This window comes from Paractinoplanes durhamensis (assembly GCF_016862175.1).
Taxonomy (GTDB): Bacteria; Actinomycetota; Actinomycetes; order Mycobacteriales; family Micromonosporaceae; genus Actinoplanes; species Actinoplanes durhamensis.
The window spans coordinates 17610-41548 of sequence record NZ_BOML01000089.1; the positions used below are offsets into that span (position 1 = coordinate 17610).

13 protein-coding genes and 1 pseudogene are annotated in these 23939 nt (G+C 69.1%); 13 read left to right on the top strand and 1 reads right to left on the bottom strand.

Going from position 1 to position 23939, the window contains the following annotated elements; translation table 11 throughout:
* Window positions 1–32: 32 nt before the first annotated feature.
* From Adu01nite_RS45365 to Adu01nite_RS45395, 7 genes are all read left to right on the top strand, one after another.
* Entirely contained in the window at window positions 33–5180 is a 5148-nt protein-coding gene (locus tag Adu01nite_RS45365; RefSeq protein ID WP_203735612.1) for a hypothetical protein, read from the top strand.
* Between the two features lie 85 nt (window positions 5181–5265).
* Window positions 5266–6522, top strand: a complete 1257-nt coding sequence (locus tag Adu01nite_RS45370; RefSeq protein WP_203735613.1) for a multicopper oxidase domain-containing protein — start codon at window positions 5266–5268, stop codon at window positions 6520–6522.
* A gap of 11 nt (window positions 6523–6533) precedes the next feature.
* Entirely contained in the window at window positions 6534–7868 is a 1335-nt protein-coding gene (locus Adu01nite_RS45375; RefSeq protein WP_203735614.1) for a multicopper oxidase domain-containing protein, read from the top strand.
* A 20-nt stretch (window positions 7869–7888) separates the two neighbouring features.
* Window positions 7889–10870: a multicopper oxidase domain-containing protein gene (locus Adu01nite_RS45380; protein WP_203735615.1), complete on the top strand. Its 2982-nt coding sequence runs from the start codon at window positions 7889–7891 to the stop codon at window positions 10868–10870.
* Between the two features lie 57 nt (window positions 10871–10927).
* Window positions 10928–11389: a hypothetical protein gene (locus tag Adu01nite_RS45385; protein ID WP_203735616.1), complete on the top strand. Its 462-nt coding sequence runs from the start codon at window positions 10928–10930 to the stop codon at window positions 11387–11389.
* A complete protein-coding gene (locus Adu01nite_RS45390; protein WP_203735617.1) occupies window positions 11386–13164 on the top strand; it encodes a copper resistance CopC/CopD family protein in 1779 nt (592 codons plus the stop codon). The genes Adu01nite_RS45385 and Adu01nite_RS45390 overlap by 4 nt, the downstream gene beginning before the upstream one ends.
* A gap of 608 nt (window positions 13165–13772) precedes the next feature.
* Entirely contained in the window at window positions 13773–15932 is a 2160-nt protein-coding gene (locus Adu01nite_RS45395) for a PAS domain-containing sensor histidine kinase (RefSeq protein ID WP_203735618.1), read from the top strand.
* 128 nt (window positions 15933–16060) lie between these two features.
* Here Adu01nite_RS45395 and Adu01nite_RS45400 read toward each other — a convergent pair whose 3' ends face one another.
* Window positions 16061–16417 carry a hypothetical protein gene (locus tag Adu01nite_RS45400; RefSeq protein WP_203735619.1) on the bottom strand — a complete coding sequence of 119 codons (357 nt, stop codon included), beginning with the start codon at window positions 16415–16417 and terminating at the stop codon, window positions 16061–16063.
* 139 nt (window positions 16418–16556) lie between these two features.
* On the opposite strand from Adu01nite_RS45400, the pseudogene Adu01nite_RS45405 reads away from it, so the two are divergent.
* From Adu01nite_RS45405 to Adu01nite_RS45425, 6 genes and pseudogenes are all read left to right on the top strand, one after another.
* A pseudogene (locus Adu01nite_RS45405) lies at window positions 16557–16991 on the top strand (beta-L-arabinofuranosidase domain-containing protein); the annotation flags it as partial.
* Between the two features lie 555 nt (window positions 16992–17546).
* Window positions 17547–19133, top strand: a complete 1587-nt coding sequence (locus Adu01nite_RS45410) for a tetratricopeptide repeat-containing diguanylate cyclase (protein ID WP_203735620.1) — start codon at window positions 17547–17549, stop codon at window positions 19131–19133.
* A gap of 147 nt (window positions 19134–19280) precedes the next feature.
* Window positions 19281–19541: an NADPH-dependent FMN reductase family protein gene (locus tag Adu01nite_RS49210; RefSeq protein ID WP_379132838.1), complete on the top strand. Its 261-nt coding sequence runs from the start codon at window positions 19281–19283 to the stop codon at window positions 19539–19541.
* A gap of 371 nt (window positions 19542–19912) precedes the next feature.
* Window positions 19913–20977, top strand: coding sequence for an FIST signal transduction protein (locus Adu01nite_RS45415; RefSeq protein ID WP_203735621.1), 1065 nt, complete (start codon window positions 19913–19915; stop codon window positions 20975–20977).
* Window positions 20978–21028: 51 nt separating this feature from the next.
* On the top strand, window positions 21029–22474 hold the full coding sequence (locus Adu01nite_RS45420) for a GGDEF domain-containing protein (RefSeq protein ID WP_203735622.1): 1446 nt from the start codon (window positions 21029–21031) through the stop codon (window positions 22472–22474).
* A 147-nt stretch (window positions 22475–22621) separates the two neighbouring features.
* Window positions 22622–23866: a fibronectin type III domain-containing protein gene (locus Adu01nite_RS45425; RefSeq protein WP_203735623.1), complete on the top strand. Its 1245-nt coding sequence runs from the start codon at window positions 22622–22624 to the stop codon at window positions 23864–23866.
* Window positions 23867–23939 lie beyond the last annotated feature (73 nt).

Below are 23939 nucleotides of genomic sequence, written 5' to 3' on the forward strand. Positions count from 1 at the left end.
CGGCTCGTGAGATTCATCAAGGGGGATACCGCATGATGCGTCGCCGCTCCCCGCGAGTGTGGACCGCCGCCGCCGTTGTCGGGCTCCTGCCGATGACCTGGTGTTTCGGGTCAGCCGTGGCTCCGGCCGCCGCTGCCGCGCCGCCGGACGGCAGCGCGTCCCTGCGGGTCGAAAGCGCCCGGACGGTCGGTGCCGCGCCCGAGATCCAGAAGGGCGATCCGATTACGGCGTACCACTGGCTGATCACCGCCGACGACGTGGGCAACCCGCACGACGCGGTGGTGAACTGTCTGCCGTCGCGGGCGGGGGTGGCCAGTACCCCCGACTTCGCGGACCGGTGCCAGTGGCCGTCGATCCGCTACACGCCGGGCGCGGTCCCGATCGTCGCGCAGGGGGACGAGACCGATCTGAGTGCCAGCAAGGCGCTGGGTGCGCTGCCGGTCGGCAAATATCTGATCTCGGTGACCGCTGATGGCTACAAGATCGACGGCTCGCACTTCACGGTCGCCGGCGGTGAGCAGACCGACGTGACGGTCGCCATGCAGCCGTACCCGCTCCCGCTGGGCACCGTGCGGCTGCGGGTCTTCAACGACTCGATCCCGGTCGACGGCACGTACGAGGTCGGGGCCGAACGGGGGCTGCCCGGCTTCACCGCCCACCTGGCCGACGTTCTCGGCGAAGTCACCGTCGACTACTACGGCAACCCGCTGTGCACCAAGTACGTGCACAATGCCCCGGACGCGACCCACCCCGCCGGGTCGATCGTCTTCGAGAACGGCAAGCCGAAGATCGCGGCCGGCTCGACCGGCAAATGTGTCTCGAACGCCAGCGGTGACATCACGATCGAGAATCTCGGCCCTGACCGGTACGCCTCCCAGGTCGTGCCACCGACCGGCGAGACCTGGGCACAGACCACCACTCTCGAGGGCAACTGGGACTGGGACGTCTGGGTGCAGGAGGGTGACACCGGCTACGACACCGAACAGACCATCGGTGGCGAACGAGTGCCCTATGTGGACTTCGGCTTCGTGACGCCCAAGGCGCTGCCGACCGGCCCTGCTACGGGTGAGATCGTCGGCACGGCGGTGGTCGGACGGACGTACGTCGGCGGTCAGGGCGGAGTGACGCTGCCGAACGCGGGTGTGGCCGGCGCGAACATCGCCGGCCCGGTCGCCCGCCCGTGGGTGGCGCTGAGCGCCCTGGGCAACAACGACCAGATGGCCTACCTGGCCCGCGGTGGCGCCGACGGCACCTTCGACATCAAGAACGTGCCGGACGGCGATTACCAGCTGACGATCTGGGACGCGCCGCAGGAGCTGATCCTCGACTCGTTCAACGTGACCGTGCGGGGTGGCAACAAGGTCGACGTCGGCAACAAGATCCTGGTCGGCTGGTTCACCGAGATCCGCGGATCGGTTTACCTCGACCGGAACGGCAACGGCAAGCGCGACGCGGGTGAGACTGGTGTGCCGCGGTTCGGTGTCGCGGTGAAGGAGCGCGACAACGCGGTGATGGACCAGGGCACCAACCTGGTCAGCACCGACAACGACGGTAAGTACGACATCAAGCAGACCTACCCGATGAGTAAGTGGCTGGTGCTGGAAGCGTTCAACACCCGCTTCAAGACGACCGGGATCACCTATCAGGCCGACAACGAGCCGGCGCCGACGACGTTGATGGGCGCCGCGGTCGACCTGAACTTCCTGCCGATCATCGGCCTGGCCGGGACCGTCGACTGGGGCGTTCAGCCGTACAGCGGCGCCGACAACGGCGGCATCGCGGGCACGGTCACCTACGACACCACCCGCAACGAACTGGACGCCGCGAACGCGGTCACCGAGAGCTACCAGCCGGGCGTGCCGAACGTCCCGGTGCACCTTTACGCGGTGGCCCGCGACGACAACGGCGACCCGATCATCAACCCCGACGGCTCCGTCCAGCACGGCCCGGAGCTCAACGACGCGTACACCTCGGAGACCTGGAAGGCGGGCCGGGGCTGCACCGCCCGGATGTTCGACGGCCGGCCGCTGACCGACCAGAACGCACTGCCGGACTTCGGCACCGCCGCGAACCAGCGGTGTGTCGAGGCGCCGATGATGGGCGTGCAGTTCGCGCCGTCGGAGAACGACCCGGCCGGCTTCGGCCAGGACGTCAACGGCAACTACGCGTTCAGCGACTCCAAGCTGAACCTCTACCCGCCGGGCAACCCGAAGAACCCCGGCCCGAATCACGACCTCGCCCTCTACGCCCCACTGCCGGACGGGACGACCCAGCAACTGGTCCCCGACGACTACCTGGTCAAGGTCGAGATCCCGGCCGACCCGGTGGACGGCAAGCCGATGTACCAGGTGACCCGGGAGGAGGACGTGAACGTCTTCGACGGCGACTCGTACCTTCCGCAGGAGAACTTCCCGCCGTCGCCCGCCGAGGCGTCCGCCCCGCCGGACGGCGCCCAGCCGCAACCCGACCCGGGCCCCGACCCGTCGCAGGGCAACGGCATCGTCAGCGGTTGTGCCGGCGCCAACCACACCGTGCACGTCACCGACCTGGCGTTCGTCGCCGGCGGCGGCAGCCCGTTCGAGGGCCGGCCGAAGCCGCTCTGCGACACCAAGCTGGTCGAGGTGCGCGCCGGCCAGACTTCGGCGCCGAACTTCAACCTGTTCACCCAGGTCCCACTGCCCACCCACTTCTGGGGGCTGACGATCAACGACCTGGCGCTGTCGCACGACAAACGCAGCATCGAGTACGGCGAGGCCGACGGCCTACCCAACGTCCCGATGGGCATCTACGACTTCGCCGGCAACCTCAAGGACACCGTCGACACCGACTTCAACGGCTTCTACGAGGCGATCGAGCCGTCGACCGGCACCTACAACTGCCCCCTGCCCGCCGGACCGTGCCCGAACATGTACCGCTTCGTCGGCAACGACCCGGGGCAGCCGGGACACTTCAACCGCAACTACAACAGCCGATTCCGTACGATCGCCACGAACTTCCAGGCGTGGCCTGGAGTCTTCACCGTGACCGACACGGCGCCCACTCAGGTCGCGGCGACGGCGGTGGCACCGGGCAGCACCCAGATCGACCCGGTGCAGTGCGACCCGGCCGCGGACGTACCCCAACTGTTCTCCGTCTCCAAGCCGTACCTGCGACCGGCCGACACCGGCGCGGCCCGGCGGATCACGATCAGTGGAAGCGGCTTCGGCACCGCCACCGGGACGGTCCGGGTGACCGGGATGCTCGGGGCGATCGGCGCCACGGTGAATTCGTGGACCGACCGGGAGATCCAGGTGACACTGGGCGCCTCGGCGCTGCCGACGGCGGCGAACCTGACCGTCACCACGGGGGTGGGCAAGCAGACGATCAACGGGCTGACGATGCAGTTCCTCGGTTCCGGCGCCGGCCCCCTGCTGGGCACCTTCCTGAACCCGAGACTGCGGCAGGTCAACCCACCGGCGGGCGCCGTCTCGCCCGGCGAGAAGACCTACACCACCGTCCAGGCCGCGCTGAACGACGCGGCGGCGGGCAACGGCACCCAAGTCACGGTGGTCGTAGTCTGGCCCGGCACGCCGGCCACGGACAACCCGGCCGGCGTCTACTACGAGAACGTGGTGATCCACTCCACGGCCCGGTTGCAGGGGGTCGGACCCGGCGGGCAGTACGCCGACGGCACGACGGTCGCCGGTTCGGTGCTTGACGGGCGCGGGTTCGGCATCGACAACGCCAGCGGCATCGCCTGGCTGGCCTTGGTCGGTTCCCTGCCGCACTCGGGTCCTGCCGCTGTCCCCGACGGCGCCGTGGTCACGGTGCTGGCCCGGGCGAACCAGTTCAACATCGCCAATGCCCCGACGATCGACGGCCTGCGGATCACCGGTGGCAACCAGTCCGACTTCGCGACCAACCTCAACGACGTCACCGGTGGCACCAGGACGCCGTACGGGGCCCCGGGGGCGGCCGTGACCCAGGGCGGCGGCGTCTACCTGCACGCCGACGCGCACTACACCCAGGTCACGAACAACGTCATCGCCGGCAACAGCGGCTCCTACGGCGGCGCGGTGCGGGTCGGTACTCCGTACACCGACACCCACAACGACAACGTGACGATCGCCCGGAACCAGATCCGGGACAACGGCGGCACGAACCTGGCCGGCGGCATCGGGATCTTCGCCGGCAGCACCGGCTACTCGGTGGACCACAACAGCATCTGCGGCAACTTCTCCGCCGAGTACGGCGGCGGCGTCTCGCACTACGGCCTGTCCGACAACGGCCGGATCGCCGCCAACCGGATCTACCTCAACCAGTCGTACGACGAGGCCGGCGGCATCATGATCGCCGGAGAGCTGCCGTCCGATCCGACCAAGCTGTCCGCCGGTTCCGGCCGGGTGACCATCGACGCGAACACGGTTCAGGCGAACCTGTCCAACGACGACGGTGGCGGACTGCGGTTCCTGTCGGCGGGCAACTTCACCGAGACCGTCACCAACAACGTCCTGGCCGGCAACATCTCCACCCATGAAGGCGGCGGGGTGGCCCTGGACGACACTCCGGACGTGCGGCTCGTCAACAACACGGTGATGGACAACATCACCACGGCGACCGCGGTGACCAGCAACGGCCAGCCCGCTCCGGCAGGTCTGTCCACAGCTGAGAACAGCGCGCAGTTGCAGGCCACCCTGCCCGCGTCGGCACCGCACTTCAGCTCACCCAAGATGTTCAACAACGTGTTCTGGAACAACCGGGCGGGCAGTTGGAACGGGCTTCGGGTAGCCGGCATCGACGCGGCCGGCGCACCGGCCGGCGAACCGCTGAACCTCTGGGACATGGGCTCCCCGGACGGCCTCGGCCCGCTGACGCCAACTAACTCGGTGCTGCAGACCACCACCGGCACGACGCCGAGCGTCACCAACAAGACGGTCGACCCGCAGGTGTTGGCGTCGTTCCCGACGAGCGTGCTGATCGAGACGTCGCGCACCTTCCCGTCGTTCCGGCAGGCGGTGATCGTCATCCAGCCGGTGGCCGGCACCAATATGGGCGACTACCACCTGGCGGCCGGCTCACCGGCGAACAACGCCGGGTCCGGCAGCCGGAACTTCCCGCCGCTGGTGCGCGCGCCCGGCTCGGACATCGACGGCAACACCCGCAGCGTCACCCAGCCGGACATCGGCGCTGACGAGCGATAGCGCATGGCGAGTCCGGGTGGCGGCGACCACTGCCACCCGGACTCCCGGCCCGCCGTTCTTCGATCTCATATCCGAGGAGACAACCGTGTCCGAACGTGGATCACTGAGCCGGTTGAGCCGGCGTTCCCTGCTGGCGGGTCTGACCGGCGCGGCCGGCGCGGCCCTGCTGCTGCCCCGCGGCTCCGCCGGCCGCCCGCAGGCCCGGCGGCTGGTCGCCGCCGTGCCCGACCCGGTGCAGGAGATCCACCTCGCCGGCACCGACGGCTGGGTCTCGATGCCCCCGAACTCACCGGCCATCGCCCCGTTCTGGCCGGACTCGCTCGCCCCGACCGGCAGCAACCTGTACGTCTTCGGCTTCCGCGACGTTACCGGGATGAACGCCGTCGACGTCACCGCCCAGCGGGGCAAGGCCCAGATCTCGGCGCCGATGCTGACCTTCGACCAGGAGACCGACATCAAGATCACGCTGTCGAACCTGGGACTGGCTCAGCGGCCCGATCTGGTCGACGGTCACACCGTGCATTGGCACGGTTTCCGCAACGCCATCCCGCTCTTCGACGGGGTGCCGGAGCTGTCCATCGCGGTGCCGATCGGCCGCGACTTCACCTACTTCTACCGGCCGCACGACCCGGGCACGTACATGTACCACTGCCACTTCGAGGACGTCGAACACGTACAGATGGGCATGACCGGGATGCTCTTCGTCCGGCCCGTGCAGAACAAGGGCACCTCGTCGTTGCCGGCCGGCAAGTACGCCTACAACTGCGGCGACGGCTCCTCCCGGTACGACCGGGAGTTCGCGTTCATGATGACCGAGATCTGGGCCGAGGCGCACTACCGCGACGCGCACATCCAGGTCAGCGACTGGACCGACTACAAACCGACGTTCTTCGCCCTTAACGGCCGGGCCTATCCGGACACGATGGCCTCGAACGGCGATCCGAACAGCGCGGCCGCGGGCCGGCTTCGCTACCAGCCGATCTCGTCGCTGGTGACGTGCAACAGCGGCGACCGGGTGCTGCTGCGCCTGGCCAATCTCGGCTACCAGGACCACGTCATGACCGTCGACGGCATCGACCTGACGGTGATCGGCAAGGACGCGGCGTTGTTGCGGGGCCGGGATGGCTCCAGCGAGTACACCGTCACCAATACCGTCGAGATCGGGCCCGGCGAGAGCCGCGACGTGCTCTTCACCGCTCCGGCACCCGGCACGTATCTGCTCTACGACCGCGACTACCTGGCACTGACCAACGGCTCGGGCAGCGGCTACGGCGGCCAGATGACCGAGATCCGGGTATCGCCCAGTGGCACCTTGCCCGCCCAGACGGGCCCGAACGCATGAGGAGGCCAGCCGTGCTCGGCACCCTTGTCACCGCCCTGTCCCGCCTGCGTCCGGCACCGCCGCGGCTGCGCCGGACCGCCCCGCTGTTCCTGGTCGCCGCGATCGTCGCCGTCCTGATCCTGCCGGCGCCGCAGAGCCGGGCCGCGACGCCCGAGGCCGGGCTGGAGTGTGAGGTCTCGGCCAGCAACAGCTTCTCGCTGACCGCCGCCGGCGGCTACATCTCCACCCCGGACGGCAACTCGATCTTCATGTGGAGTTTCGGTAACTCCGGCGGCGTGTTCCAGCTGCCCGGGCCGACCCTGTGCGTGGAGTCCGGCGCCAAGGTGACCGTCGCGCTGCACAATGCGCTGCCCGAGCCGACGTCGATCATCTTCCCCGGCCAGCCGCAGGTGCTCGCGGGCGGCCAGCCGGCGCAACCGGAGAACGACGCGACCGGCAACCTCACCTCGCTGACCACCACAGCGGCGCCGAACGGCGGCTCGACGACCTATACCTTCACCGCGGGAGCGCCGGGGACCTACCTCTATCAGTCCGGTACCGACGTGCAGAAACAGCAGCAGATGGGCCTGTTCGGGGCGCTGGTCGTGCGGCCCAAGGGCCATCCCGACCAGGAGAACGAGCGGGCGGACTCGTTGTTCGACCCGGCGCGCGAATACCTCTACATGCTCAGCGAGGTCGACCCGGACGCGCATCTGGCCGTCGAACGCGGCCGCGGCTACGACTGGACGAAGTACAAGGCCCGCTACTTCATGATCAACGGCCGGAGCATGCCGGACACGATCGCCCCGAACCGGGCCGCCTGGCTTCCGAACCAGCCGTACGGGTCGTTGATCCACATCCGGCCGTACGACGCGGCCACCAACCCCAGGAGCGCGCTGATCCGTTACCTCAACGCCGGGGTGACCAGCTATCCGTTCCACCCGCACGGCAGTGACGAGCAACTGATCGCGCGCGACGGGCACCCGGCCCAGGGCCCGGCCGGGCAGGACCTGTCGTACTCGAACTTCCTCATCGACGTGGCGCCCGGCCAGACCGTCGACACGCTGATGACCTGGCGGGACTCCGAGCACTGGGACCCGGTGACCAACCCGATCCCGGTCCAGCTGCCACAACTGCAGGACCAGGTCGTCGGCCCCGGCACGGAGACCTGGTTCAGCGAGAACCCCTACCTCGGGTACACCGGCGGCCAGTTGCCGCCCGGCGTGGTGCAGAACAACCAGTGCGGCGAGTACTACCACGTCGCGCACAGTCACGCCCTCGAGCAGTCCACCAATTACGGCGCGAGCTTCGGCGGGATGATGACTCTCATCCGCATCGATCCTCCCGTCGGCTGTCCCGCCCCGTGACGACGAAGGGATCACCACCGATGAAGCCGCCCTCCGGGTTGCGTGGCTCGGCCCTCGTCGCCGTCTGCCTGCTCATCCCGCTCTCACCTGCTGCGGCACACGCCGCCCCGCCCGCCCGGATCCCCGTCACGTTCGCGGCGGCGCCGCAGCGGCTCGGACCGCCAGGCCCACCCGCCGGAGTGCTGCGCCAGACCGGATGCACGATCACCGGCTCCACCGCCGTGTGCGACCTGTGGGCCAAGAACGGCCAACTGGTTCTACCCGGCGCCGCCGCGCCCGTGCCGATCTGGGGTTTCGCCTCCACCTCGGACGCTCCGGCCGGCACCCCCGGCCCGGTGCTGGTCGTCGACCAGGACGACACGGTGACCGTCACCGTCCACAACGGTCTCGGCACCGCACTGTCGCTGGCCGTGCCGGCGATGACCGGACTGGCCCCGGACCACACCGGCGCAGCCGCGGGCGGCAGCAAGACGTACACCTTCAAGGCCGGCCGGCCCGGCACCTACCTCTACGAGGCCGGGCACACCGAGAACGGCGCCCGGCAGGCGATGATGGGCCTGACCGGCGCACTGGTGGTCCGCGCGCCGGATGCCGCCGGCAAACCGAGCGCGTACGGCGACGCCGCGTCCACCTACGACGACGAGGCCGTGCTGGTGCTCAGCGAGGTCGACCCGGCCTTCAACGGCGCCGCCGACCCGCTCTCCACCGACCTGCGCACCTACCGGCCGAAATACCGACTGATCAACGGCAAGGCGTTCCCGGAGACCGACCCGGTCGCCACCGATGTCGGTCGCAAGGTGCTGCTGCGCTACGTCAACGGGGGCGTACTCGCCCACCCGATGACCGTGCTCGGCGTCGACCAGTCCGTGGTGGGCCAGAACTCCCGGCCGACCGCCTACCCGGAGGGCGCGGTCACGCTGCCGCTTCCGCCGGGGGAAAGCGCCGACGCGATCACCGCGCTGCCGGGCGGCCCGGACGGCCGCCGGTTCATGCTCTTCGAATCGGGCAGCCTGCTCAACAACGCCGGCCAGAAGGTCGGCCCGACCCAGATCGGAGTCAGCCCGCAGCAGGCCTTCGGCGGGATGATGACCTACCTCGACACGAACCCGCTGCCGGTCAGCGGCGACCACGTCGGCCCCACGGCGGCAAAGGTGTCGGCCGCACCCAGTCCGGTCTCGGTGACCACCCCGGTAACGGTGACGGCCGACTTCTCCGACGTCGCTACCGGCAACTCCGCCATCGACCGGGCCGAGGTCGTCGTCGACGACCTGAGCGTCGCCGAAGGAACCGGCATCGCGTTCACCGCCGGCGCGTTCGGGGCATCGAGCGTCACCGGTGCAACGGCAACCCTGGGCACCGCTGACCTGACCAGACTCAGCCAGGGCCGGCACACGTTGTGGGTGCGCGCCCACGACGCCGCCGGCAACTGGGGCGCGGTCGACTCGGTCACGATCAACCTGTCGGTCACCGGAGCGTCTACCACCGGACTCACCGTGTCGCCCAACCCGGTCGGCGGGATCGTCGATCTGGCGGTCAGCGCCACCGGCGACGACTCCGCGCTCGGCGGCACCGTCTCCGCAGCCGAGTACTTCGTCGACGCGGCCGGGGCCAACGGGTCCGGTCAGGCGCTCACCCTGAACGCCCCCGGTACCGCGATCAGCGCCGAGAGCGGGACTGTTCCCGCGGCGGTCGTCGGGGCCCTGTCCGAGGGCCGGCACACGATCCTGGTCCACACCCTGGACTCGCTGGGCCTGTGGGGTCCGCCGGCCACCATCGACCTGATCGTCGACCGGACCGGGCCGACATTGCTCAGCGGCGCCGTCCTGCCGGCCACCACGAACGGGACCAACGGCTCGCCGGCGGACCCGACCGATCTGCGAATCAACGCGGCCTTCACCGACACCACCGCCGGTGGTGTGCACGGCGGCATCGCCGTGGCCGAGGGCTTCATCGACACGGCCGGGGCGGACGGTTCGGGATTCACCTTCGTGGCCCTGGACGGCTCGTTCGGCCAACCGACCGAGAACACCTACGCACTGGTGCCGCTCAGCGAGCTGACCCGGCTGGCCGACGGGGCACACCAGATTCTGGTGCACTCGCGGGACACCGCGGGCAACTGGGGACCGCTGACCGGGCTGACCTTCACGGTGGACCGCACCGGCCCGGTTGTGACGGCGAATGCCACCGCAGCAGCTGGCGTGGTGACCCTGAACGCCACCGCCACCGATGCGCTGTCCGGGATCGCCAAGGCCGAGTTCTTCGAGGGCGCCGACCCGGGCGCGGGCTTCGCCCAGCCGATGACCGTCGTCACCCCGACGACCTTCCGGGCGACGGTTGCCGGCCTGGCCAACGGTGCGCACACGTTCGCGGTACGGGCTCAGGACGCGGCCGGCAACTGGGGGCCGGTCGGCACGGCGACGGTGACGGTGACCGGTTCGGCGCTGATCTTCGCCAACAACTTCGATACCGGCGCCTGGTCGCAACAGGTGGGCACGGTCCGGGTGGCTCCGGCGGCAGCGTTCGGCAACTCACCGGCACTGACCGTCACCGGCCGGGTGGCCTCCTACGTGGCTGACAACACGCCGGCGAACGAGGCGGCCCTGCACGTCCAGTTCGGCTTTGCCGCCGGCACGTACAACACCAACGGCGCGATCGTGGACATCTTCCAGGGCCGCAACGCCGCCGGGGCGGCGGTCGTGAACGTGCAGTACCGGCGCACCGCCGCGAACGGCAGCCAGCTGCGCACCGGCCTGCTGAACTCGGCCGGCACCTGGGTCTACTCAGGCTGGGCGGCGGTTCCGGTGACGGCCGCCACCGTCACGGTCGACTGGAAGTCGGCCACCGCCGGCTCGGCCGTCCTGACGATCAACGGCGCCGCGTCCGGCACCGCCAGCGGCAACACGTCCAACCGCAAGATCGAGTCGGCTGCCCTGGGCGTGATCGTCTCGACCGGCGCCACCACCGGTGCCGGCGCGATCGACAACTACACCTCCACCCGCTGACCGCCGCGCCTGGTGCGGGGCCCGGATCGGGCCCCGCACCAGGAGAAGGAGACTGCGATGAACCTTTCGATTCGCCGGGGACCGATGCTGTACCGGACAACCGTCGTACTGCTGACCCTGCTGTTCGCCGCCGCCGTGATCGGTCGGCTCGCCACCGGCGCGTCCGCCCGCGATCCCTACCGTGTCCCGCAGGACGGCCAGATGGAGAGCACTCTGGGCGTGCGTTTCACTCAGGCGGCACTGGTCGGGGACGACGGTCTGGTGGAGATCAGCTACGTGGTGCTCGACACCCAGCGGGCGTCGAGGTTCCAGAACGACGTGCAACACCCGCCGGTGCTGCGTAACGAGAGGACCGGCAAGACCGCCTGGCGGGCCGCCCTGATGAAGCAGGGTCATGAACTGCGGCCCGGTCAGACCTACTACATCCTCTATCTGAACAACCAGAACGCGATCAAACGCGGCGACAAGCTGGAGATCGGCACGACGGCGCGCAAACTGGCGCACGTCCCGGTGCGATGACGACTCGCCGGCGCCGCGCCGCCGTGGTCCTGCTGGCCGCGCTGGCCGGCGTCCTCGGCGCGCTGGCCGGGCCGGCCGGCCCGGCCAGCGCGCACGCCTACCTGACGAACAGCTCACCGGCCGACGGCACGGTCCTCGCATCGGCACCAGACATGATCGTGCTCAGCTTCACCGAACAGGTGGAGCTGCGGGCCACACACATCGACCTCGCCGACGGCAGCAACCGGCATTACGTGCCCACATCGCTGACGATGCGCCGGCCCGACGGCGAGGATGCCGACTCCGAGGCGCCGGCCGACATCGTCGTGGGCCTGCCCCGGCTGCCCGCCGACGTCTACCACCTGACCTGGCGGACGCTGTCCAGCGACGACCTGCACATCACCAGCGGCAACCTGGTCTTCGGGGTACAGCACCAGGTCGGGCCCGCCGCCGGTCCGCCCGGTCCGGCCGGACCGGCACCGGTGGAGACCGTCCTGCGTACGGCCGGTCTGCTGGGCCTGCTGGTCCTTCTGGGCGGTTCGGCGCTGGCCGGACTGGCCGGCCGTGCCGCCGGCCTGCGCCGGCGGCTGCTGCGCGTCGCGGTGGCCGGTGGCGTGCTCGCGCTGGTCGCCGCGCCCGCGCTTCTGATCACCCAGGTGTACGCCGGAACCGGCGGCCTGCCACTGGCCGAGCTGAGCCCGCGCTGGATCGGCTACGAACTCGGCCTGGCGGTACTGCTGGCCGCCGTGCTGATGGCCCGCACCCGGAGCCGCCCGGCGGTCGCGGTCGGCGTTGCGGCTGCGCTGTCGACCGCCTATTCGGGGGCGCTGCTCGGGCACACCGCGAGCGGGTCGGCGACCGTCATGGCCGCGAGCGTGATCCACGTGCTGGCCGCGGGCGGCTGGGCCGGCAGTGTCCTGGCCGCTGTACTCGCCCTGGCCCTGCCGGGAACGACGCGGTCCGCGGACGCCGGCCTGCTGCTGCGAGCGTTCGGCAAGCTGGCGGCGGTCTGCGTGACCCTGCTCGCGGTGACCGGTCTGTTGATGGCCGGGCACGTGGTGGCCACGGTCGGCGCGTTGCTCACCTCTCCGTACGGTGGACTGCTCGTCGCCAAGCTGATCCTCGCCGCCGGCGCGGGACTGCTCGGCCTGCGCACCGCCGGTCGGTTGCGCAGCCACCGCGGCGTACCAGCCTGGGGCCTGATCGGCGAAGGCATCGCGCTGCTCGGCGTGCTGGCGCTGGCCGCGGCGCTGGCCTCGGCCGGACCGGCCCGCGGTCCCCGCTACGAATCCGTCGCGGTCGCGACAACTCCCCAGGTCAGTGGTCAAGTGGCAGACCTGGTCGACGCTGTGGTGATCCGCCCCAACCGGCCCGGCCGCAACGTCCTGTCGGTGACGCTCAACGAGACCCGTCGCCCGGCCCTCGCACCGATCGGCGGCGTGTCGGTCGTCCTGCTGGCGCCGGACGGCCGCGAGGTCGTGCGGCCGGTCACGCGCACCGGCGACGGGTTGTGGACGGTGACTACCGACGACATCGACACGCCTGGCACCTGGCACGTGTCGGTGACGGTGCTGCGCCCCGGCCTGCCCGCAGCGACCGACGTGCATACCTGGGGCGTCGCCGGCGGGCCGCCACCGGTGGCCCCCGCGGTCCCGCTCGAGCCGGTCACGACGGTGTTGGCCGTCCTGGTGGCGCTGGGCGCCATGACCGGCGCAGTGCTGCTCACCCGTCGGCGGCGGTCGGCGGCCGAACCCGCGATGGCCGCCACCGAGGTCGAGATGGCGTTGTCCGCCTGATGAGACCGGCGGCCCGGCACCACCCCAGCCCCCACGGTGCGGTGCCGGGCCGCTGCTCGGGCTACTGGCGGGGGCGGCGAGCGCCGGCGCCGAGAAGCGCGGCGTCCTGACCCACCACGCTGATCATCGTCTCTACACGGCCTGGGTGCTGGCCATTGTGGCTGGCCAGCGCCTTGGGGAGCTGCTGGGGGCTCAAGTGGGAGAAAGATCGATCTGGAGGGACGCGCGGTCGCGGTGCATTGGCAGCGCACCACCACGTCTCGTAACGGCGTCATCGAGACGCCGTTGTCGTAGGCGGCGTCGATGTGCTCGGTGTCCAGGGCGTCGCCGAGGAACAACTGCCGGGAGAGCGCGCCGAGGGGGCGTTCAGTCAGCTGCGCGACTGCTTGCTTGCCCAGATCGATCGGGCGGCGCTCGGCGCGCACGGTCAGCACGTTGCGCGAGCGGACATTACGGTGCTCTGGTAGCGAGACGCCGAGCTTTGCGAGTTCCTGTGGCCCGGCCCGGGGTGGTTGCCGTGTGCTCCTGCCCGGCGTGCGCGCGGTGGATGCCTTGGCATGCTTGCGATGATCGCGTTATCGGAACTCGTGTTCGTATAGCCTGAACATATGACCGAATCGCCTGGTTATGTCTGGGCGATGGATTTCGACGCCACTGACACCCGGGTGAACTTCCAGACGCTGTTCGAATCAGCGCCCGGACTGTACCTGGTGCTGGATCCCGAGCTGCGGATCGTCGCTGTCAGCGACAACTACCTGCGTGCCACCATGACCAAACGCCACGAAATCCTCGGACGGAACCTGTTCGAGGTGTTCCCGGACAACCCCGACGACCCGGAGGCCACCGGTGTGGCGAACCTGCAGGCCTCGCTCGGGCGGGTCATCCGCCGGCAGGTGCCCGACACGATGGCGGTGCAGAAGTACGACGTGGCCCGGCCGGACGGGGGCGGGTTCGAGGTGCGCTACTGGAGCCCGCGCAACACCCCGGTCCTCGGCCACGACGGGCAGCTCACCCACATCATCCACCAAGTCGAGGACGTCACCGAGCTGGTGATGCTCCAGCAGCAGGACGACCGTGCCCAGCAGCAGACCGCCGAGCTACAGGCACGGACCGAGCGCATGCAGGCCGAGATCCTGCGACGCTCCGACGAGTTGCACCAGGCCAACCGGTTCCTCGCCACCCTATTGGACAACCTGGACGTGGGCGTCGCCGCCATGAATGCGCAAGGTGAATGGACTGTTTTCAACCAGGCACTGCGTGAGCTGTACGACGTCCCGGAGGACTGGGCCCCGCAGCTGGTCGCGCAACGGCTCGCCGACCTGACCTTCAAACCGGACGGCGCCCCGTTGCCTCTGGAGGAAAGTCCGCTGATGCGGGCACTGCGCGGCGAGCACGTACGCGCCGCGGACGTGCTTGTCCAGGCTCCCGACCAGCACGAGCGGACCTTCGTCGCCCACGCCCAGCCGATCACCACCAGCGACGGGCGGCGGCTCGGGGCGGTGGCGGCGCTGCACGACGTCACCGCAATGCGCCGCGCCGAACGTTTCCGCGCCTGCGAACAGCAGGTGACGCGGATCCTCTCCACCGCACCCACCGTCGAGGACGCCGCTCCGGACGTGCTGCAAGCGGTGGCCGACACGCTGGGCTGGCCGCACGCCGAGCTGTGGCTCATCGACTCCCTCAACGACACCCTGCACCTGGTCGCCGCGTACAGCGCCCCGCGATCACGACTCGACGGCCCGGTGGGCGGCACCGTCGACAAGGGCGTCGGTATCACCGGCACCGTCTGGGCCACCGGGCAACCGCTGTGGGTGCCGGACATCACCGCCAGCGCGCACCTGGCGACCGAGGAGTCCCTGGCCCGGGCACAAGCCTGCGACCATCTAGGCATCCGCACGGTGTTGGCTGTCCCGGTGCGCGACGGTGACACCGTGCTGGGTGTGCTCACCTGTTACGCCGACACCCCCGAGCACGACCAGGATCTGCTCGCGATGCTCCTGGGCAGCATCGCCTCTCAGATCGGGCTGTTCGTGGCGACCCGCCGGGCCGCCGACCTCCGGGGGCAGCTGAGCCGGACCCGGGACGACTTCCTCACCCTCGTCGGCCACAAGCTGCGCACCCCGTTGGCCATCATCGCCAGCAACGCCTCCCTGCTCACCGACGAGCCCCATGCCGCGGCCGACGACGTCCGGCTGATGCTCCAGACCATCAACCGCAACGCCGGCTCGCTGTGCGACCTGGTCGACGACCTTCTCGAGCTGGCCGGGCTGGAGTCCGGCCATCTGGCGCTCACCGTCACCGCGCTCGACCTCGCCGACGTCGTCGCCGCCGCGATCGTCGCCGCCGGCCCGGCCGCCGCCGCCAACGCCGTACGCCTGCACACCGACCTGCCCGACCACCTTGCGATGCACGGCGACGCCGCCCGGCTGCGGCAACTGGTGGACAACCTGATCTCCAACGCCATCAAGTACAGCCCCGGCGGAGGGGATGTCCACCTTCACCTACGCGACGAGGCCGGCGTCGCCGAGCTACGCGTCAGCGACCGTGGCATCGGCATCCCGTCGGCCGACCACCACCAACTCTTCGGCCGCTTCTACCGGGCCAGCAACGTCGCCCACCAGGGAATCCCCGGCACCGGTCTCGGGCTCGCCCTGGCCCGCACCATCGCCGAGCTGCACCACGGCACCATCACCCTCGACACCGCCCACCAGCCCGGCACCAGCCTGCTGCTTCGCCTCCCCGGCCACACGGCCACCCCCAAGCGGTGACGACGACCCTTTGGTCGTGCTGACTTGCATCGCCGCTTCTGTACTTTGTCGCAGGCAGCCGGCAACTGCGTTTCGCTTGCTACGGCACACCGATGCCTGACTCAATTTTCCCGTTGGCCAAGCGCCGTTTACTGCTGAGGGTTGCCCCTCTCAGCCGTGCAGACGACCATGATTTCTTCGCCCGTGATGGTGGCCTCCGGCATGGTCGGCGGCCACGGCATCGCGGCGACGAACCAGACCGGGCCCGCGTCGAAGTCGAGCCGGAGGGCCGCGTGCAGCTCCAGTACGGGCGGCATTCCGCGTTCCCGGCGGATTTCGGTCGTCTGGTCGCTCAGCTTCACCGCGGTCCAGTGCAGGGTGGCCTCGATGATTGTGGAGCCGATTCGGCCGGCCCAGGGGCTCTCGGCGTCCAGGTCCGGGCCGTTGCGGCCAGGGCCGGTCTCGTCGACGAAGAGGTAGCGTTTGTGGACATTGACTCTCGTCACTCAGCCGAGCGTGCGACAACTGTCTTGAGAAGTGTGCACGGGATTTTGCCGGGTTAGCGAAACCGTTTTCTCCAGATGCTTTTACATCATTATCTAAAGGTTCTATCTGAAAAACCGTCATGGAAAGAAGGGAAGGCTCTTCACCCCGCTGCGACCGGGCGGGCGCCGCGGCGTCGGCCCGGCCTGGGGCGGTGGTACCTGGTCCACCGACTACAACAGCTTCTGGTGCTGCCAGGGCACCGGCATCGAGACCAACACCAAGCTGACGGACTCGATCTACTTCTACAACGGCACCACCCTGACGGTGAACCTGTACGTCCCGTCCGCGCTTACCTGGACCCAGCGGGGGATCACGGTCACCCAGTCCACGACATATCCGGTCGGCGACACCACCACGCTGACCCTGTCCGGGGCGATGAGCGGCTCGTGGAGCATCCGGCTGCGCATCCCGTCCTGGACCAGCAACCCGGTGATCAGCGTCAATGGCGCCGTGCAGAGCGTCACCGCGACGCCGGGCAGCTATGCGACCGTGACTCGTACCTGGGCGCGTGGTGACGCTCTCGCGGCGGCGTTGTCGGGTGGCGGGTCGGCCGCGTTCGAGCTTGCCGCCGGCAACGAGGTCCACTCCGCCCGCTGCGGTCGGCGTCGCAGTGGCCTCGGACAGCCGGAAGGAGAAGCTCGATGGCGCGTCGGCGCTGTTGACGAGCACGTCCTCCTTGACCCGGTCGGTCGCCACGTGCTCGACCAGGTCGACCCGCGGCCAGGCGCCGGCGTGTTTCGACCAGGTCCACTAGATCTTGCCGGCGAGGCTGCATGCGGCGAACCGGATCGACTGGACCAGGGTGGCGATGGACGGCATGGGTGGTCATCGGTTTCGCGAATAGGTCGCCCCCATGGTGGAACCATCGACAGTCGCCGCCGGTGACAGCCCTACGGATCTCGTTCAAGTTCGCGCCGACGACGGTGTGGTCAGGACGATGCCGGCGCTGGTGTCCAGCAAGTGCACCTGACGTCCGCGTTCGCCACACGCGCCGCCCAGGGCCTGTCGTCAACCCGATGATCCAGCCCGATGTGCTCCCGGCTGAACAGAGCATTGCGCACACCATCGAACTGACTACGCTCAGCGGTCGTGGATGGACACGCGATCGGACTGTCCTCAGCCGTCAGTGCCATGGAGGAGTCCTTCGTCCTCGACCAGCAGGCGGCCGCGGTGCTCGCCGCTGAGGCGGAGGAGACCGGCCGGGCCGTGAGGAACGTCGAACTGGAGTTGCGGGGCCAGGCGCTGGTCGCCGACGTTCTGCTTCGTCAAGCCGAGACCACGGGAGAGGCCACCCGAATCCTGCGGACTTTGGAGTACCGTGCGGCCGAGCATCAGCTGATCATGTTGCAGGCCCGTGTCCACCGGCTGCTCTCCCGGGTCGCCGCGAACATGGGCGACTATGCCGACCAACTCGATCACGCGCTGCGCGGGCTCCAATTGCTGCCGGCCCACGCGAGTCCGCGCATCCGGATCATGCATCTCATGGCGCTCGCCGAGGCGCTCTTCCGTACTCGGTCCACCGAGTCGGCGGTACGGCGTTACCAGGAGGCCGAGCAGGTTGCCCTGGCCGCCGGCGACACTTTGTTCTGCTCCTATGTCGTCAACGACATGGCGTATTGCCTCTACGCGGCCGGCCAGGCGCAACGCGCCGAATCGGCGATGATTCGGCTACTCGCACTCCTGGAGAGCGAGGGCAGCCAGCCGCTCCCGGCGATGCTCGACACGCTGGCCCGCATCCAGCTCGCCCAACGCCACACCGAGGACGCGATCCAGACCGCGAAACGGCTGGTTGCCTGCAATCAGAGCGACACGGACTATCCGGAAGGGCCGGCCGAGGCCGCGCTCACTATGGCAGCCGCGTACCACCAAGCGGGCGCACTGACGGACGCGCAGACGGCCCTGGACCGGGCGCGGGAACTCTCAGCCGGACCCGAACTGGCCAGGGTCCAGGCCAACGTGCTGCGCGAACAGGCGGAACTGCACGCCACCAGCGGCGACTTCCCGGCCGCGTTCGCCGCCTACAAGGCGTACCACGAGGCCAGCGAGCAACTCAGTTCCCGCGAACGGGAAGCGCAGGCCCGGATCCGGCATGCCGCCTTCGAGACCGCGGAGGCCCGGCGGGACGCCGAGAACTTCCGTGAGCAGTCACTGCGCGACGCGCTCACTGGCCTGCGCAACCGCCGGCACGTCGACGCCCAGTTGCCGGCGCTGCTCACCACCGCCACCGCCGCCCAGCCGCTGGCGGTCGCGATCGTGGACGTCGACCACTTTAAACGGATCAACGACACCTGGTCGCACGAGATCGGCGACCAGGTGCTGATCGCGATCGCTGGCCTACTAGGACCGGCTGTGCCGGCCGAAGGGGTCGGCGTCGGCGGCTTCACCGCCCGCCTCGGCGGCGAGGAGTTCCTCGTCGTGATCGCAGGCTTGGCCGAAGCCGACGTGCTGGACCGGCTCGAGAAGCTGCGCCTTGCGGTGGAGTGCTATCCCTGGCAGTTGCTCACCGGGGACCTTCCCGTGACCGTCAGCATCGGAGTGGCCGGCGGGTGGCATCCGGCCCGATCAACCGACGTCCTCGGCGACGCCGACCGCAACCTGTACGCCGCGAAGCGGAGCGGTCGTAACCGTCTTTGTGGGCAGCTGACCCGCACGACCGTGCGCTCGACCACGGACTGACCAAACCCGCGGGCCGCGGCGGCAATACACCCGGAGCCACTTTCGTCGTGAAGGTGCAGGTCACGGGTAGCGCGGGAGGCTGATGTCCAGGTACGGCGACAGGATCCTGCTGGGCAGCCCGATGGGAACGTCCGGGCCCCGAGGATCATGACAACTCTCGTTTCCGGGCTCAACTTCAACGGCAAAACCATCCACCCCATCACGACGTACGCCATGAGCGGTCTGGGAAACACCGAGCGCGACTATGCCGCCTCCTGCCCCGGAGCGAAGCTCGGGAAGTTCTCGCCGTCCGCGGCGAGGAGGTCGCCGACGCCGAGCCGGCCGGCGAAGCCTGGCTGCGCCGCATCGGCTTGCTTACTCGCTGATCAGGAGCCGGGCCGAGCCGCGGCGTTGTTGTCAGTGACCTGATCCCGCCGATTCACTTCCAAAACCGTACAAACCTCGTTATACGTCTGAAAAATTGTAAATTAATTATAGGTACTATCAAAGCCGCAGAGGTACCTGCGGGGGATCACCCGTCGTCGCCGGTGCACTGGTGCACGCCAACGCGTCTCCGACGGCGGATTGTTGGGGTTTCATTGATTCCGGCGCCGACCGGCCGATGTTAGATCGAGAGCCCCACCCGGTCAGCCGTGAGAACAGGAAGCAGCGAGATGCATGATGGCGACGAGCGTCGGCGTCTAGGGCACGGCAGCAGCATCGCCACCGACGCGGACAAGGCCGCACGAGAGTGTGTTCAGGAGGCGCTCGGCGGCCGGAATCCGGAGTCAGCGGATCTGATGGTCGTCTTCCCGTCTGTGGAGTACGACCCGCACGTGTTCTTCAGTGCGGCGGCGGACGCGGCGGCACCGGCACAGGTGGTCGGGTGCAGCTCGCACGCCGGGTTCGTCTCGGGCAACTCCGGCGCGATGGACGCGGTGGCGATTTACCTCCCGGCGGACGACCTAAGCTTCGGCATCGCGGCGGTGGCACCCATTGGCACGGCCGTTTTCGCGTGCGCCCAGGAGGTCACCACCCGGGCGCGCGAACGTGCCGGGGATCAGGGAGACCACGCGGTCCTGCTTGTGTTGTCGGACGGCCTGGCGGGCGACCAACGAGAGATCGTCCGGGGTAGCTACTCCGTGACCGGCGCTACAGTTCCGCTCGTGGGTGCGGCCGCCTCCGACGACCTCTCCATGTCGGGTACGTATCAGTTCGCCGAGGGCGAGGTGATGTCGAATGGTCTGATCGCGGTTTGGATCAACGCTCCGTACCCGCTAGGTATCGGAGTCGAGCACGGCTGGCACCCGATCGGCGAGCCCATGGTGGTGACCCGGGCCGAAGGAAACGTCATCCACGAGCTGGACGGCCGCCCGGCCGCAGAGGTCTATCTCTTTCAGCGCAGCACCGACCCTGCTCCGGCCCAGAACTACGGGTCCCCGGAACGCACGTTCGCGGCGGACACCTTCAACCATCCTCTTGGACTGGCGAACGCATCCGGCCGATTGGACGGTCGGCATATTCTCGGCCGGACCGATGAGGGCGCCCTGATCATGTTCGGTCACGTGAGCGAGCAGTCGGTCGTACAAGTGATGGCCGGTGACGCCGACGATCTCGTGCGAGCCGCCGGACGGGCCGCGGCCCAGGCTGCCGAGCAGCTCGACCGGCCGTCCCGCGGCGCTCTGATCTTCAGCTGCACGGGCCGCATCGCCCCGCTCGGCGCGCAGGTGGCCGCGGAGACCGCGGCCATCAGCGCCGGACTCGGTGACGTTCCGGTCGCCGGCTTCTTCACCTTCGGTGAATTCGCCCGAGTGACCGGCTCAACCGGCTTCCACAACGCAACAGTGGTCGTCCTGGCCGTTTGAGCGATGATAGGTGCAGAAATGCGGACGGTGCCCGACAGTGAGGTAGAACGCTTGACCGAGGAGGTCAGCCGGCTGCGCAGCGAGTTGGCCGCCTCCCGAGCCGCCTCGACCCGAGCACTCGCCCGGGCGACCCGCCTGGCTCAGTTGGTCAGTGCACTCGGTCAGCGTACCGACGTCACCGACATCCTCGAACGCGCGGTGTGCGAGGTGGCCGAGCAGTTCGGCGCCGACATCGTCGCCGTCTTCACCCCGGCCCGCGACGGCGTTCTCACTGCGGCGCAATGGGGCTTCGCGGCCCGCGACCTTCCGGCCGGCGCTCTAACCCATCTGGCGCCGACCGGACAGTTGTCGGCTGCGGCCCCGGTCAAAGCCGGGCCGATAGCTGATTTCGTCCTGCCACCGTGGCTGCTCGCCAGCCGCCCCCGGCACGTCGCATGGAGTCTCTTGACTGCCCGCGAAGAGCACCTGGGGTATTTGCTGCTATTGCGGCGCGGCGATACTCCGTTCGAATCGGCTGAGGTACAGGAATTGGCCTCGGTCGGCAGCCGCATCGCTCTTGCCGTCGACAACGCCCGTCTGTACGTAAGATCGCAGGAGCAATTGCGCCGCCTGCAGCAACTGCACAACGCCACGGCTGCGCTCGCCGTCGTTGTCGACGTCGATCAGGCGGTACGCGACATCGCCGAGATGCTCGTCGCCGCCGGGCCGGTGGAGGGGGCCGCCATCTACCTGACCGGTCCGGAAGGCGACGTCCTGGCCGCCCGCGCCGGCACCATCGACGACTGCCCGTCGGTCCTCGAGGCGGACGAGCCAGTCGAGCTCCCCGACACGATGCTCTTCGATCTCGGCATTGACGGGTCGAGCCTGGGGCGGCTGCTCCTGATCGGCGCTCACGCCGATACCGTCGAGCAAAGGTCCTTTCTGGAACACCTTGCCGATGTCGGTGCGCTCGTGTTGGAGCGGGCCACGCTGTTCGCCCGGATCCGCGCGCAGGCCGAGACGGACGTGCTGACCAGCCTGCCGAACCGGTGGCTGTTCATGGATCGGTTGTCGGCCGCGGTGGCGCGGTGCCGGCAACACTCGACCGACCTCGCGGTGTTCTTCATCGATCTCGACGGCTTCAAACAGATCAACGATCGGTACGGGCACGACGCGGGCGACCAATTGCTGGTTCAGACGGCGCAACGTTTGTCCGGGTCGGTCGGCGCGGCGGCAACGACGGCTCGGCTCGGCGGGGACGAGTTCGTCGTTCTCCTGGAGGGCTGCACCGCGGACCACGCCGAAGCGTACGTCGCACCGAATATCCAACGCGCGCTCGATACACCTTCCCGGCTGCAGCTGGTCGACGGCGTCGTGCAGGTGAGGGGTGGGGGCAGTATCGGCATCGGCACCGCCGAAGCGACCGGATACGACGTGTCGGCGTTGATGCGGGCCGCGGACGCGGCTATGTACGCCGCGAAACAGGCGCGTCGCAGGCTCTCGCTCGCCGCCGGCTGAGGGATCATCCGGGACGGCTCCCGGCTCTACTGCGGCGGACCTGCTCCGCTGCTCGACGCGGTCCGAACGGCTCTGCACCGCACGACCACATCGCGAGCTGCGGCAGCGACGAGCTGACGACGGGCCGCCGAGCTACCCGGTCGCCGGGTGTGGTGGAACCACGATGGCAGATGGCAACGGCAATGTCGTCAGTCAGGTCGCCTCGGTCGCCCCTACCAACCCGACATGCTGCTGGTCGGCCTCGGATTCAACGACATGGGCTGGTTCGTCAGCGGCCCGGACGGCACGCTCGCCAGCATGAAGACCCTTGTCGACGAGGCCCGTGCGGCCAACCCGGCGGTCAAATTCGCGCTGGCCAACGTTCCTCAGCGTACCTTCATCGGGGGGCGCGACGACTTGCCGGTCAACACCGACGCTTACAACGGCATGCTGGCCAGGGCGATCCCGACCTGGAGCACCGCCCGATCGCCGGTGGCACTTGTCGACTGGCGCGGCAACTACAGTTGCGAGACGGGCGGCTGCCCGGCCGGTTACGACGGCCTGCACCCCAACGCCCTCGGCGAGTACCAGATCGCGCAGGCCTTCGAGCGGACCCTGCACGACAGCTACGGCCTCGGCGCCTCCGTGCCCGCTGTCCCCGCCCAGATCCCGGCACGACCGACCCCCGCTGCGTACCCGATCAATGCCGAGACCGTTCCCGGTGGCATCAAGGTGACCTGGATTCCAGTGTTCGGGGCACTCGGCTACGACGTCCGGTCACGGCTGCAGGGCCAGTCCACCTGGACCGAATCCCACGTGGGGACGAATGGCAAATACACCACCTGGACCAGTAACGGCCAGGTGTGGGAATACCAGGTCCGTACCAACAACGGTGACAATCTCAAGTCGGATGTCGATGTCTCCTGGGGTGCCGCGACCGGCGCCTACACCGACACGATCGATCGATACGAGCTCATCGTCTGGGACCGGGACACCCCCGGCGCGTTCATCGGCGGCACCGCGGTGAAGAGCAGATCGGTGCACTTTGACGGGCTGATCCCCGGCCACCGCTACGACGTGTGGGTGGCGACCTGGAACGCCGCAGGCGGGGGACTGCCCGGTGGCGCCCGTCCAGTCACCATCGGTGCCGGGACTCCACCCGCACCGAGCAACTTGAGCGTCGTCTCGACCGACCCCACCACGGTCCAACTGAGCTGGAGCGGTTCGAGCGTGGCAGCCGGGTACCGGGTGTGGGTTCGCAATGTCAACAACGGTAGCCAAGCCACGGCCGACGAGAACATCATCCGGGGCACCACCAACGGCATCACCTATCTCTGCGTCACCGCGGTCAACGGGACAGCCGAGTCCGGAAAATCCAACTGCGTGCTTGCACCACGACCCGCAGGTAGCTGACCACCGCCCTGCGCATACCCGGTGGCGACGCGATGTCTCCGAGTCCCCGGGCATCCGTATCGCGATCGGCTGA